Source organism: Terriglobia bacterium (assembly GCA_036496425.1).
Classification (GTDB): Bacteria; Acidobacteriota; Terriglobia; order 20CM-2-55-15; family 20CM-2-55-15; genus 20CM-2-55-15.
Window position 1 is genome coordinate 1 of the sequence record DASXLG010000323.1, and the last position, 12756, is coordinate 12756.

Here is a 12756-nt window from a genome sequence, read left to right on the forward strand (position 1 = left end):
GTATCCAGCAGCAGAATGGCCGGGTGGCCATCGGCCGCGCTGACGAACAGCGCCTCGGTGTCGGGTTTGTCCCGGAAAACCGCAGCAGTCAATTCGACGCTGTCGCCCACGACGTGGGTCAGACCCGCTTCCGTATGGGAATAGCGCTCCATCCCCGGAGGTACAAACATTGTCCGGTCGAAAAAGTCTTTTCCGCGGAGGGGATCATCCGCCGCAAGAGGGGCCTGCGACGATGTTCCCAGGGTCACGGTTGTTCGCGCCTGAGGCACCCAGGAGATTCCGAGCCGGGGACGCAGGTAATTCACCGGTGCGATGGACCCGACGCGGCCGGCCTCGGCGCCGTAGTTCAGGACGATGTGATCGGACCATTGATAGTTGTCGCCGTACCGGACCTGAATTTCACGCGACGAGTCGACCTGCAGAGGATCCGTCACCAGAGAACCCTGCCGCACGTCGATGCCGACTTCGGCCTTGTGGTGCGCTCTGGGAACGAAATCGTAAGACGCGCCGATTCCGCGCGGAAGCGATGGCGAATCGTTATATTGGCCGCGAACATTGACCTTGGATTTGGTATCGAGCGGCATCGTCACCGAGAACTGCGATCCGACGCCTTCGGTGGTTCCCGCGGGAGTTTCAACCGACTTCGAATAGAGCTGGAAGTATCCGGTGTAATCGGGACCAATCGTCGTCTTGATCTGTGGTTCTCCCTTACCGTCGGAATCGGCGAGGCGAAGCACCGGTTGCGTCGACCGCGAACTGCGCAGCGTCCAGACAATGTCTTCGGATTCGGATTTCTCCCGGGCCACGGCGCGCCGCACAACATCCAGAGCGTTCTGCAGGTTGACCGTCAATACCGCCGTGCCGCCGCGCGTCAGTTGAAGGCCCTGCTTCATCGAAGGCAGGAAATGCGTCATCGAAATCTGGACCGTGTACTCGCCGGCAAACAGATTCAGGATCGAGAACGCGCCGTCTTTATCGGTGTGAACCATTCTGGCTGGAAAGACGGGGGATGTGACGAGCACCATCGCGCCCATCACCGGAACGCCGCTGCTGTCACGAACGTGACCGCTGATGGCCGAGAGATCGCCGGCGCTCGCGGCGAGCGGGCAAAGAAGAAGAGCAGCGGCAATCAAAAGTGCTGCAGAAAACCGGTTTTGCATGGTTTCCATCAACTCTCCGCTTTAACGGACGATAAACGATTCTTTGCTTGCAATGACATCCTTGGTCAAATTATCGGTGACCCGAATCTGAATCCCGTATTGGCCGGGATCAAAATCAGATACCGGCAGGGATTTGACAACAGTCATTTGCGCCGCTGCATTCGCCAGTTCCGACGACTGCTCGACGACTTTCTTCACTTCCTGGCTGTTCTTGGTGATCACCATCTCCACCGTCGCCGACGGTTTCTTGGTCGCTTCATCGATCGTCAGGTTGTAAACCTGGAAGTACAGGTTGACGTTTTTATCGCGGCTGCGGAGGAACTCGCCCGTCACGTTCGGCCATACCTTCTGGCCGCCGATGGCGAACGGGCCCGAACCGACTTCGTTTGCGGCCAGGTTCTCGACTTTTTGCGCCGTGATCAACGAGCTGAGCTGCAGCTTCTCGTCGGGATAACGGGGAACATTCAACCGCTGGTTGACCACACCCGCGTTGCCGCTGGTTTCGTCCTTTACGACGATGTCCATCTTGTACAGGCCCGGTTTCAGCGGCAGCGCCTTTTGATACAGCCGCACGCCGTCCAGTTCCTGCTTGAACAGAGCATCTGGAATATCCACGGCCACGGAGTCTTCGGCCACGCCGCCGGCCGCGATGCGTCCGTTGATATTTGTGATCTTGATCAGGATGTGCGCCACCGCCCGATGGATTCCTTCGGTCTCCTGAAACGCCAGGTCCTTGTTCTGCAGCTGGATTGTGATCGGGGTAAGGACGGTGTCTTCCGTCACGCGCACGAAGTCTGCGCGGTAGTTGAACGGCAGAACGTTGAATGAAAGCTTCGTTGTGATGACGGCTTCAAGATCTTTGTATTTGATCTCGGGCGGCTTGTAGATGTTCGCCATCAACTGCAACTGGTCGAACGGATTGACGCGGCCCGTCGCGCCCAGAGGGCTTCCGATCGAAGCGCCGGCGCGGTTGAAGCGGTCCGCTTTATCCTTGTTGTTGTACTGTTCGTCGAAGGTGAGTCCCGCCCCGGGAACGTGGAGCAGCGCGTCCTTTTCGCTGGGATCGATGGTGAAACGGTATTCGCCCGACATGGATGGATCGACAAACTCCAGGATGACTTCGTTGCCGATCCCCTCAATATAGCGATAACGCCAGGTTTCGAATGGAAAAGTACTGGTCGTACCGCCGCCCTGATCGATCGGCCGCTCGTAGGTTCCGCCCGAAGGATGGGACTCGATCTCATCCGGCTTCCCATACATGATGTAGAAGCGGCCGCGATCGGTTTTCCAGCCCGGAATGCCCGAGGCAAAGTGCTCGTTGGCGTAGGCAATCCGCTCGTAGTGCTCGTCTCTGGTTTCGTTGTCGATGGTGTCGGGCGTCGGATCGCGGCGCAGCCAGAACTGTTCGATGAACTGTTCGCGTTCTTCGTCCGTCTTCAGCCTCTTCCAGGCCGCGCGTTCCTGGTCGGTGATGATGTATGTAACGTCTTCATCCACCCACTTTTGCAGCGCCTTGCTGGCGTTTTCTATGTCTCTGGATTTCTTGGCTTCCTCATTCGTTTTCCTGTCTTTCCGGTCTTTACCGGTGACGTTGACCTTGAGCGGGTCATCCACCTTCGGATCGCCATTTTTCTGAGCGATGCTGGAAAAAGAGAAAGTCAGAAGAAACAGGGAAGTCAGGGCGATAGATATCCCCCTTCGGCTCATAAAAACACCTCGACTGGTAAGGTACTGCAAGTATTAACGACTAGATATCATAGCATTAGAGATGGATTTTGCTAACATCTTCCTCATGCTCGATATGACCTTTTTGCGCGATAACCTCGAAAACGCCCGCGAACGCCTTTCCCAAAGGGGATTTTCGTTGGACGTAGAGACGTTTCAGCGCCTGGATGGTAAGCGAAAAAGTATCATTCACGAGGTCGAGCGGCTCCGGCAGCACCGGAACACGGCCTCCGAGGAGATTGCCAGAGAGCTGAAAGAGAAGGTCGATGTAACGGCTAAACGCAATGAAATGAAGGCCGTATCTCAGCAGATCAAGGAGCTGGAAGAGGCCCTCCGGGTGGTCGAGGAGGAGCTTTTCAATTTCGCCGCCATCATCCCCAATGTGGCCGCCCCGGAAGTCCCCGTCGGCGCCGGCGAGGATCAGAACGTCGAAGTGCGGCGGGTGGGCGCCCCGCCATCCTTTGATTTTCAGCCGAAAGCCCACTGGGATCTTTGCCCTGCCCTCGGGATACTCGATCTTGAGCGCGCCACCAAGATCGCCGGGTCCCGCTTCCCACTCCTTGCCGGCTCGGGCGCAAGAATGGAACGGGCGCTGATCAACTTCATGCTGGAGATTCACACCCGGGAGCACGGATACACCGAGGTGGTACCGCCGTTCATGGTCAATTCGAAGAGCCTTTTCGGCACCAGCCAGCTCCCGAAGTTCGAGGAAGACCTTTTCAAGCTTCGCGACACCGACTATTACCTGGTCCCGACGGCCGAGGTTCCCGTCACCAACATTTATCGCGACGACATCATTGACGAGGCCCGGTTGCCCGTGAAGTTCACGGCTTACACGCCATGCTTCCGGAGTGAAGCCGGCTCCTACGGAAAAGATGTCCGCGGCATTTTCCGCCAGCATCAGTTCAATAAGGTCGAGCTGGTGAAATTCACGCGGCCGGAAGATTCCAACGCGGAACTGGAATCCCTGGTCCTTAATGCCGAGGAAATCCTGAAGCGGCTCGGGCTGGCTTATCGGGTCGTCATTCACTCCACAGGCGACATGAGCTTTGCCGCGTCCAAAAGCTACGATATCGAAGTGTGGCTTCCGGGGCAGAATGCTTATCGTGAAATATCGTCCTGCAGCAACTTCGATGACTTCCAGGCGCGCCGCGCTAACATCAAATACCGGCCGGGCGGCGGCGGCAAAGTCCGCTTCGTTCACACGCTCAACGGCTCCGGACTGGCTGTCGGGCGGACCTGGATCGCCATCGTGGAAAATTATCAGCAAAAGGATGGAACCGTCGTTATTCCGGAGGCGCTGCGTCCTTTCATGAATGGGCAGAGTGTGATCAAGCCCGAGACCGTGATTTAAAAAATGTTGTCTGTTGCGCTGCTCATCGGCTCCACGCTCTGGTGCCTGGCGATTCTGGCGACTCCGTTTGCCGGAATGCCCTGGCTGTACGAGTTCTTTTCGAGGATCTGCCATCAGGATCCGTCGCGGTCGTGGTTTCTCCACGGGAATCCGCTTCCGGTTTGTATCCGGTGCGCGTCGATCTATTTCGCTTTCACGCTTTCGCTGTGGATCGGACTGAAGCCGAACGTCCGCCGGCTTCGCGCGGCCGTGGCGTTGATGGCCGCGGAATTCATCATCGCGCGCCTGTTTCTGGATGCCGCGTTGCTACGGTCGCTTTCCGGCCTCCTAGTGGGACTTGCAGCTGCGCCTTTCGTCAAGCAGGGCGTCGAGGAGCTTGCCGATGCGGTGTAGGCAGTGCGGCGTCGAGCTGCCTGAGGACGCGAGATTTTGCCTTCAGTGCGGCACCTCGGTGGAACCTGAGCCGCCGCCCGAACCGGCGCACCCGCAGGCTCCTCTGCCGGAGCTCGACTTCATCCAGCCGGCTCTCGCGGGCGGCATGTTCCTGGGCCTGCTCTCGTCCATTCCGGTTATCAGTGCCGGAAATATCTTCTGCTGCATGTGGGTGCTGCTCGGCGGCGGCGCTGCCGTCGTGCTGTTGACCAGGCAGCGGCCGCTCAACTCGATCACGTATGGCGACGGAGCCTTTGCCGGCGTCTTGAGCGGGCTTTTCGGCGCGGTGATCGGAACCGCGGTTCAGATGTCTTTCCATGCCATCACCGCGCGGTTCTTCCAGTCCGAGCGGCAGCAGCTCGAAACCATTCTGAATCAGATGGGCGCGGAAGGACCGGTCCGCGATTGGGTTTTGCGCGTGGCCTCCGGCGAGATCTCGGCGGCAACCGTATTCTTTACGTTCTTCAGTAATTTGCTGGTGTTCGCGCTGTTCGCGATGATCGGCGGGATACTGGCGGTCGCTATCCTGAAAAAGAGAGAAGCCAGAAAAACCACACAGGGAAACTGAGGGGGAAGGCGGGGACTATTGCAGGGTTGCATCATTCGAAGCTTCTGCATTTCAAATTTGCAATGCAGAAACGTTAGATGATGCAACCTCGAATAGTCCCCGCTTTCTTTAGTCGAAGTCTTCGTAGCCTCCGCCACCACCCGGCATCGGCGGGCCGGCCTTCTTCTTCTCCGGCATTTCCGAAATGATCGCTTCGGTCGTCATCAGCAAGCCGGCGATCGATGCCGCGTTTTGAATGGCGACGCGCACGACTTTGGTCGGATCGATCACGCCCGCCTCAACTAGATTCTGGACCTTCTCTTCTTCCGCGTTGAACCCGACGGCGGCGTCGCTTTCGTTGCGAACCTTTTCCAGAATGACCGCGCCATCATAGCCGGCATTCCTCGCGATCATCCGCATCGGTTCTTCAACGCAGCGGCGAATGATGTCGATTCCGGTTTTGAAATCGCCTTCCGCGTTCTTCGAAAGTTTGTCGAGGGCCTTCTGCGTGCGGAGCAAGGCCGTACCGCCGCCCGGAACGACGCCTTCTTCGATCGCCGCCTTGGTCGCGTGCAGAGCATCTTCGACGCGGGCCTTCAATTCCTTCATCTCGAGCTCGGTCGCCGCTCCAATGCGAATCACCGCCACGCCGCCGGCCAGCTTCGCCAGGCGTTCCTGCAGTTTCTCGCGATCGTAGTCCGAAGTTGTTTCTTCGATCTGAGTCCGAAGCTGCTTGATGCGGCCCTCGATGCCGGCCTTCTTGCCGGCGCCCTGGACGATCGTCGTGTTGTCTTTATCGATGACGATTTTCTTCGCCCGGCCGAGATCTGCCAACTGCAGGTTCTCCAGCTTGATTCCGAGATCTTCGGTGATCGCCTTGCCGCCGGTGAGAACCGCAACGTCTTCCATGATCGCTTTGCGGCGGTCGCCGAATGCCGGCGCCTTCACCGCAACGACCTTCAGTGTTCCGCGGATCTTGTTCACAACCAGCGTTGCCAGGGCCTCGCCTTCGACTTCTTCGGCGATGATCAAAAGCGCGCGGCCTTCGCGCGCCACCTGCTCGAGCACAGGAATGAGGTCGCGCATGGCCGAAATCTTTTTCTCGTGGATCAGAATCAGCGCATCTTCGAGGACCACTTCCATTCTGTCGGGATTGGTGACGAAGTAGGGCGAGAGGTAGCCGCGGTCGAACTGCATGCCTTCGACGAATTCCAGTTCCGTATTCATCGATTTCGCTTCTTCGACGGTGACGACGCCGTCTTTGCCGACTTTCTCCATCGCCTCGGCGATCAGCTCGCCAATCTTCTTGTCATTGTTGGCGGAGACCGTCGCCACCTGCTGCTGCTCTTTGTGGCTCTTCACAGGTTTCGAAATCTTCTTCAGCTCTTCAACCACCGTCTCAACCGCTTTATCGATGCCGCGCTTGAGATCCATCGGATTCGCGCCCGCCGCGACGTTCTTGATGCCTTCGCGGTAGATGGCTTGAGCCAGTACGGTCGCCGTGGTGGTTCCGTCGCCCGCAAGATCGCTCGTCTTGCTCGCGACTTCCTTCACCATCTGCGCGCCCATGTTTTCGTAGCGATCCTTGAGCTCAATCTCCTTTGCGACAGTCACGCCGTCCTTGGTCACCAGCGGCGATCCGAACTTGCGGCTCAATACCACGTTGCGGCCTTTCGGGCCCAAAGTGACCTTTACTGTATTGGCCAGGGCATCGACACCGCGGAGCATCGCGGATCGTGCATCTTCACGATATCTCAGCTCTTTTGCAGCCATGACTTCTCCTCCTCATGATGTGTGAATAAAGAATTAGCACTCGATAAGATCGAGTGCTAATTCTAACGAAAGTGGTTGTTACGATGCAATGGCCGGAACGGTCTGGAAGGTGAACTCGCCATCCCTGTTCACGCCGGCAGCGATATGATCGCCGGCCTGAACCTCGCCTTCGAGGATCCGGAGGGCGAGCGGATCCGCCAGCAGCTTCTGAATCGCGCGTTTCAGCGGCCGCGCTCCGAATGCCGGGTCGTAGCCTTCCTGGAACAGTGCATCGCGCGCCGCCGCAGTCATTTCGAGCGTGATCTTGCGGTCCGCCAGATGGTTCCGCAGCGACTCGAGCTGAATGTCGATGATCTTCGAGATCTCTTCCTTGCCCAGCGGCCGGAAGATGATGATGTCGTCGATCCGGTTTAAAAACTCCGGCTTGAAATGCGCCCGCAGCTCATTGCGGACGTTGGTTTCCGACATGCCGACTCCGACATTCGACGTCATGATGATCACGGTGTTCTTGAAGTCCACCGTGCGGCCTTTGCCGTCGGTGAGCCGTCCATCGTCGAAGATCTGGAGCATGATGTTCCAGACGTCCGGATGCGCCTTCTCGACTTCGTCGAGCAGGATCACCGAGTACGGCCGCCGCCGGACGCTTTCCGTCAGGTAGCCGCCTTCATCGTAGCCGACGTAGCCCGGAGGCGCTCCGATCAAACGCGCGACCGAGTGCTTCTCCATGTACTCCGACATGTCGATGCGGATCATCGCGTGCTCGTCTTCGAACAGGAACTCGGCCAGCGCCCGCGCCGTCTCCGTCTTGCCGACGCCCGTCGGCCCGAGGAACATGAACACGCCGATCGGACGGTTCTGATCCTGGAGGCCGGCCCGCGCCCGCCGGATCGCATTCGAAACAGCCTTGAGCGCCGCTCCCTGACCGACCACGCGCTTTGCCAGCAGATCTTCCATCTGGACCAGCTTCTGGATTTCGCTTTCGAGCATTTTCGACACCGGAATGCCCGTCCATTTCGCGACAATCTTCGCCACGTCTTCCTCGTCCACCTGCTCTTTGAGCATGCGGTCGCCTTGCTGCGTCTCTTCCAGCTTTTCATTCGCCAGCTTCAACTGCGCCTCGAGCTGCTGGATGCGCCCGTAGCGGATTTCCGCCACCTGCGCATAGTTGCCGGCCCGCTCCGCCTGCTGTTCCTGGAGGTGAGCCTGCTCGATCTGCTCCTTCAGATTGCGGATCGCCTGGATCCGCTCCTTCTCGTGCTGCCAGCGCAGCTTCATCTGCGTGGACTGCTCGCGCAGCTCGCTGAGCTGTTTCTCGATCAGCGAAAGACGCTCGCGCGAGGCCGGATCGTCTTCCTTGCTCAAAGCCTGGCGCTCGATCTCAAGCTGGATGATCTGGCGTTCGACCGACTCGATATCGACCGGCATCGAATCGATTTCCATGCGCAGGCTAGCCGCAGCCTCATCAATAAGATCGATGGCTTTGTCCGGCAGAAAGCGGTCGGTGATATACCGATGCGAGAGCATTGCCGCCGCAATAATGGCGGAGTCCTTGATCTTGACGCCATGATGGATCTCATAGCGTTCCTTCAAGCCCCGCAGGATCGCGATGGTGTCCTCGACGGTCGGCTCGCCGACAAACGTCTTCTGGAAGCGCCGTTCCAGCGCCTTATCTTTTTCGATGTACTTCTGGTACTCGTTGAGCGTCGTCGCGCCGATGCAGCGCAGTTCGCCGCGCGCCAGCGCAGGCTTGAGCATGTTCGAGGCATCCATCGAGCCTTCCGCGCCGCCCGCTCCGACCAGAGTGTGCAGTTCATCGATGAACAGAATGACATCGCCCGATTCTTCGATTTCCTTGAGCACGGCCTTCAGGCGGTCTTCGAACTCGCCGCGATACTTGGTGCCGGCGATCATCGCGCCCAGGTCGAGCGCCACGATCTTTTTCCGCTTCAGCGATTCGGGGACATCGCCCGCGATCACACGCTGCGCCAAGCCCTCCACAATCGCGGTCTTTCCCACGCCCGGCTCTCCGATGAGCACGGGATTGTTCTTGGTGCGCCGCGACAGAATCTGGATCACGCGGCGGATTTCCTCATCACGCCCGATCACCGGATCGAGTTTGCCTTTGCGCGCCAGTTCGGTCAGGTCGCGCGTATAGCGCTGCAGCGCCTGATATTTTTCTTCGGGATTCTGGTCCGTGATCTTCTGCGTTCCGCGGATCGAGACCAGCACCTTCAGGATGGCGTCCTTGGTCACGCCACTGGCATGCAGCAAACGCGAGACGTTCTCCCCTTTCGCGTTGCTGAGGGCGATCAAGAGGTGCTCGGTACTGACGTATTCGTCTTTAAACTGATCGGCCTCTTTGAATGCGTCTTCCAGAACTCGATTGAGCCCGGCGCTCATATAGATGTCGGACTGCCCCTGGACTTTCGGCAGCTTCGCCACCGCATCGGCCAGTTCGCGGGCGAGCGCCTGGAGATTCACCCCGAGCTTCTGCAGAACCGGGAGGACAATGCCTTCCTTCTGCTCCATCAAAGCCCACAGCAAATGCTCCGGGGCGACCTGCGGATTGCCTTTTTCCTGCGCATGAGACTGCGCCGCCTGCAGGGCCTCCTGGCCCTTCAGCGTCAGTTTGTCGAAACGAATCATAGATTTACTCCGTGATACGGATTTGCTTCGGCTTCGCCTGTTCCTTCTTGGGAAGAACGATCTTGAGCACGCCGTCCGTGTAATCGGCGCGAATCTTCTCTTCATCGACCGTGGCCGGGATGGAAAATGCCCGGCTGAAGCCGCCGTACGAGCGCTCGATCCGGTGATAGTTCTCGTCTTTCGTTTCCTTCTCGAATCGGCGTTCTCCTTTTAGAGTCAACACGTTCTTTTCCAAATGGAGGGCGATGTCCTTGCGCTCCATGCCCGGCAATTCCGCCTTGACGACAATTTCGCCTTCGGTCTCGAAAATGTCGACCGCGGGACTCCAGGTGGTCGTCGCCTGCGGCTCATCGGCTCGCCAGCCCCGGCCGGCATCGTCGAACAGCCGGTTCATCCGGTCATGCAACATATTCAAATCTCTAAACGGATCCCATCGAACAACAGCCATTTACGCCTCCTCACATCTTAGCCGTAACTATTCATAAGATCTGAGTGCCTGCATGTCAATAGACGACCTGCAAAATAAAGCATTTCAGGTACAACGTCTCCGGAACGCTCAGAAGAATCGGATGATCCGGCGCCTGGACCCGGCGCTCCAGGACCCGGGTCCAGCACCCGGCATCCCTGGCGGCGTCGGCCAGCATTTCGGCAAAAAGACCCTCGCTGAGGTGATGGGAACAGGAACATGTAATAAGGATGCCGCCCGGACGTAGCAGGCGCATAGCCCGGTTGTTGATTTCCTTGTATCCACGGAGCGCGCCTTCGAGGCTTTCCTTATTTTTGGCGAAGGCTGGAGGATCCAGGATGATGGTGTCATAACGGACACCTTCTTTATGGCGCTCGCGTAGAAAGTCGAAAGCATTGGCCTCGATGCAGTCGATATTGTTCAGGCCGTTGCGTTCGGCGTTGCTGCGGGCGAGCTCGACGGCGGCGCCTGAGATATCGACGGCATCCACCTGCTCGCACTTCTCGGCGATCTGAACGGCAAAGCCGCCGCCGTACGTGAAGGCGTCGAGGGCGCGTCCGTAAGCGTATTGGCGGGCGGCGCGATGATTCTCGCGCTGGTCGAGGTAGGAGCCGGTCTTTTGCCCTGTAGTGAGCGAGAGGGCGAGCTGTTTTCCGTCCTCGTTGACGACGATGGTTTCCGGCACGGGATCTCCCACGACCTGCTGGTGGAGTTCCAGGCCTTCGAGCTCCCGCACCCTGCTATCATTCCGGAAGAGGACGGAGCGCGGCTCGTAGCGTTCGGTGAGCAACCGCGTAAACAGCGGTTGAAGCGCATCCGTGGCCTGGATGAGGTTTTGAACGACGAGGGAATCGTTGTAGCGATCGACGATCAGGCCGGGCAGCAGGTCGCCTTCGGAAAAGACGCGGCGGCTGAGCAGCGGATCGGCTCCGATGCGTTGCCGCAGGTCGTCGGCCTGGTCGAGGCGTTTGCGGAAGAAAGCATCGCCGGTTTCGACGTCGCCGCGGCTGAGAAAACGGAGCGCGATCTGCGATTTCGAGCTGTAGAAAGCTTTGCCGAGGACGGTTCCGCGCTCGTCGCGCACGGAGACGATGCTTCCCGGCTCCGCGTCCTCTGTATTAATGATGTCGCTGCGGTACACCCAAAGGTGGCCGCGCCGGATGCGGTCGGTTCCGCGTTTTCGAATAATGCACATATCTGATTTCGATTATGAACTGCCGCCCGGGCGGATCGCGAGCGAGCCGGTGCGGCCGCGCGACGCCTCACGCATGATGGTAATGGACCGGGCGACGGGGCAATGGATCGACTCGGCCTTTCGCCGGTTGCCGGAATTCCTGAATCCTTCCGATCTCCTCGTCATTAATGATACGCGTGTTATCCGCGCCCGCGTCCGCGGCCGCCTCGAACGCGCCTCGGGAACCGCGCGCGAGGTCGAAGTCCTGTTTGCGGCGCCGGCCGCCGATAATGCCTGGGAAGTGATGTGCCGTCCGGGAAAGCGCGTCCGAACGGGCGACAAAATCATCTTTGCCGGGGGCGAACTCGAGGCCGTCGTCGGCGAAAGCCGGCCTCATGGCCTGAGATTGCTGCACCTCCGTTCCGGCGCCACCTCCGGCGGGTTGAGCGGGTTTCTCGAGCGGCACGGCCACATTCCGCTGCCTCCATATATGGAGCGCGCTCTATATATGGATACGCCGGCCGATGCCGCCGAATACCAGACGATTTACGCAAATGTGCCCGGCGCGGTTGCTGCGCCGACAGCCGGTCTGCACTTCACGAACGAGATGTTCGACGAGTTGAAGGCTCGCGGCATTGAAGTGGTGAAGCTGACGCTGCACGTCGGCGTCGGAACCTTTATCCCGGTGCGGGCCAGCGATCCTCGCGAACATGTCCTGAAGCCGGAGCGCTTCGAATTGAGCGCGGAATCGGCGGCCAGGCTGAATGCCGCGCGGGACGTGGGCCGCAGGCTGATCGCTGTCGGCACGACCTCGACGCGAACCCTGGAGTATGTATTTCAGAAATACGGACGCTTCGAAGGCGCCTCGGGCGAAGCGGACCTCTTTATATTGCCGGGATATGACTTCAAAGCCGTCGACGGCATCCTCACCAACTTTCATCTTCCGCGCTCCACGCTGCTCATGCTGGTGTCCGCGTTTTCGTCGCGCGAGAACATTTTGAACGCCTATCGTCATGCGATAGGCGAAGGCTATCGTTTCTACAGCTACGGCGACTGCATGCTCATCCGGTAAAAGTATGGTGTCGCTGGCTTTAGCTCCCGTTAAAAGTTGACACATTAGGCTTTTTCGGTATAATGCCCGACTGTTTAAGCTTCGCTGGATGTTGTAGTTGTAGAAAAGGAGTCTGAGGGGTCATGAGTAAAGAGCAAGGCAAGGTCAAGTGGTTCAACAACAAAAAAGGGTTCGGCTTCATTGAGCGGGCGTCGGGCGGAGATGTGTTTGTACACTATTCTGCAATCGTCAGTGACGGTTACAAGACCCTGAAGGAAGGCGACGCCGTGGAATTCACCATCACGCAGGGTCCGAAAGGCTTTCAAGCAGAGAATGTTGAAAAAACGGTGTAATCCGAATTGGACCCTGCGGTCTTGCCGGTCGCAGGGTCTCGCTAATTAGCGGTTGATGGTTCGTCTCCGGGCCGG

Annotated in this window: 11 protein-coding genes; 5 read left to right on the forward strand and 6 right to left on the reverse strand. The window is 58.6% G+C overall.

The window, feature by feature from the left end; genetic code table 11:
* Positions 1-1169, reverse strand: a 1169-nt coding sequence (locus tag VGK48_23520; protein HEY2384155.1) for a carboxypeptidase-like regulatory domain-containing protein, incomplete at its 3' end; no start/stop codon positions are given.
* A gap of 12 nt (positions 1170-1181) precedes the next feature.
* Positions 1182-2867 carry a GWxTD domain-containing protein gene (locus VGK48_23525; GenBank protein HEY2384156.1) on the reverse strand — a complete coding sequence of 562 codons (1686 nt, stop codon included), beginning with the start codon at positions 2865-2867 and terminating at the stop codon, positions 1182-1184.
* 85 nt (positions 2868-2952) lie between these two features.
* Here VGK48_23525 and serS point away from each other — a divergent pair, with 85 nt between their 5' ends.
* Genes serS through VGK48_23540 form a run of 3 tightly spaced genes read left to right on the forward strand, consistent with a single transcriptional unit; the run spans position 2953 to position 5239 of the window.
* The gene (serS, locus tag VGK48_23530; GenBank protein HEY2384157.1) at positions 2953-4239 is read left to right on the forward strand and encodes a serine--tRNA ligase; all 1287 of its coding nucleotides are present in this window, start codon (positions 2953-2955) and stop codon (positions 4237-4239) included.
* Positions 4240-4242: 3 nt separating this feature from the next.
* The gene (locus VGK48_23535) at positions 4243-4632 is read left to right on the forward strand and encodes a DUF2085 domain-containing protein (GenBank protein HEY2384158.1); all 390 of its coding nucleotides are present in this window, start codon (positions 4243-4245) and stop codon (positions 4630-4632) included.
* The gene (locus tag VGK48_23540) at positions 4622-5239 is read left to right on the forward strand and encodes a zinc ribbon domain-containing protein (protein ID HEY2384159.1); all 618 of its coding nucleotides are present in this window, start codon (positions 4622-4624) and stop codon (positions 5237-5239) included. The genes VGK48_23535 and VGK48_23540 overlap by 11 nt, the downstream gene beginning before the upstream one ends.
* Positions 5240-5347: 108 nt before the next feature.
* Here VGK48_23540 and groL read toward each other — a convergent pair whose 3' ends face one another.
* From groL to VGK48_23560, 4 genes are all read right to left on the reverse strand, one after another.
* Positions 5348-6991, reverse strand: a complete 1644-nt coding sequence (gene groL / locus VGK48_23545) for a chaperonin GroEL (GenBank protein ID HEY2384160.1) — start codon at positions 6989-6991, stop codon at positions 5348-5350.
* 78 nt (positions 6992-7069) lie between these two features.
* Positions 7070-9637: an ATP-dependent chaperone ClpB gene (gene clpB / locus VGK48_23550; protein ID HEY2384161.1), complete on the reverse strand. Its 2568-nt coding sequence runs from the start codon at positions 9635-9637 to the stop codon at positions 7070-7072.
* A 4-nt stretch (positions 9638-9641) separates the two neighbouring features.
* Positions 9642-10085 (reverse strand): Hsp20/alpha crystallin family protein, encoded by a 444-nt coding sequence (locus VGK48_23555; protein HEY2384162.1) that lies wholly within the window; start codon positions 10083-10085, stop codon positions 9642-9644.
* Positions 10086-10140: 55 nt separating this feature from the next.
* Positions 10141-11298, reverse strand: coding sequence for a class I SAM-dependent rRNA methyltransferase (locus VGK48_23560; GenBank protein ID HEY2384163.1), 1158 nt, complete (start codon positions 11296-11298; stop codon positions 10141-10143).
* Here VGK48_23560 and queA point away from each other — a divergent pair.
* Entirely contained in the window at positions 11291-12349 is a 1059-nt protein-coding gene (gene queA, locus VGK48_23565) for a tRNA preQ1(34) S-adenosylmethionine ribosyltransferase-isomerase QueA (GenBank protein HEY2384164.1), read from the forward strand. The genes VGK48_23560 and queA overlap by 8 nt on opposite strands.
* Positions 12350-12471: 122 nt before the next feature.
* Positions 12472-12681 (forward strand): cold shock domain-containing protein, encoded by a 210-nt coding sequence (locus VGK48_23570; GenBank protein HEY2384165.1) that lies wholly within the window; start codon positions 12472-12474, stop codon positions 12679-12681.
* Positions 12682-12756 lie beyond the last annotated feature (75 nt).

Excerpts from the sequence above, each read along its gene's own strand:
- clpB (HEY2384161.1), bottom strand. The coding sequence starts at position 9,637 with ATGATTCGTTTCGACAAACTGACGCTGAAGGGCCAGGAGGCCCTGCAG.
- VGK48_23535 (HEY2384158.1), top strand. The coding sequence starts at position 4,243 with ATGTTGTCTGTTGCGCTGCTCATCGGCTCCACGCTCTGGTGCCTGGCG.
- VGK48_23570 (HEY2384165.1), top strand. The coding sequence starts at position 12,472 with ATGAGTAAAGAGCAAGGCAAGGTCAAGTGGTTCAACAACAAAAAAGGG.
- groL (HEY2384160.1), bottom strand. The coding sequence starts at position 6,991 with ATGGCTGCAAAAGAGCTGAGATATCGTGAAGATGCACGATCCGCGATG.
- VGK48_23555 (HEY2384162.1), bottom strand. The coding sequence starts at position 10,085 with ATGGCTGTTGTTCGATGGGATCCGTTTAGAGATTTGAATATGTTGCAT.
- queA (HEY2384164.1), top strand. The coding sequence starts at position 11,291 with ATGCACATATCTGATTTCGATTATGAACTGCCGCCCGGGCGGATCGCG.
- VGK48_23560 (HEY2384163.1), bottom strand. The coding sequence starts at position 11,298 with ATGTGCATTATTCGAAAACGCGGAACCGACCGCATCCGGCGCGGCCAC.
- serS (HEY2384157.1), top strand. The coding sequence starts at position 2,953 with ATGCTCGATATGACCTTTTTGCGCGATAACCTCGAAAACGCCCGCGAA.
- VGK48_23540 (HEY2384159.1), top strand. The coding sequence starts at position 4,622 with ATGCGGTGTAGGCAGTGCGGCGTCGAGCTGCCTGAGGACGCGAGATTT.
- VGK48_23525 (HEY2384156.1), bottom strand. The coding sequence starts at position 2,867 with ATGAGCCGAAGGGGGATATCTATCGCCCTGACTTCCCTGTTTCTTCTG.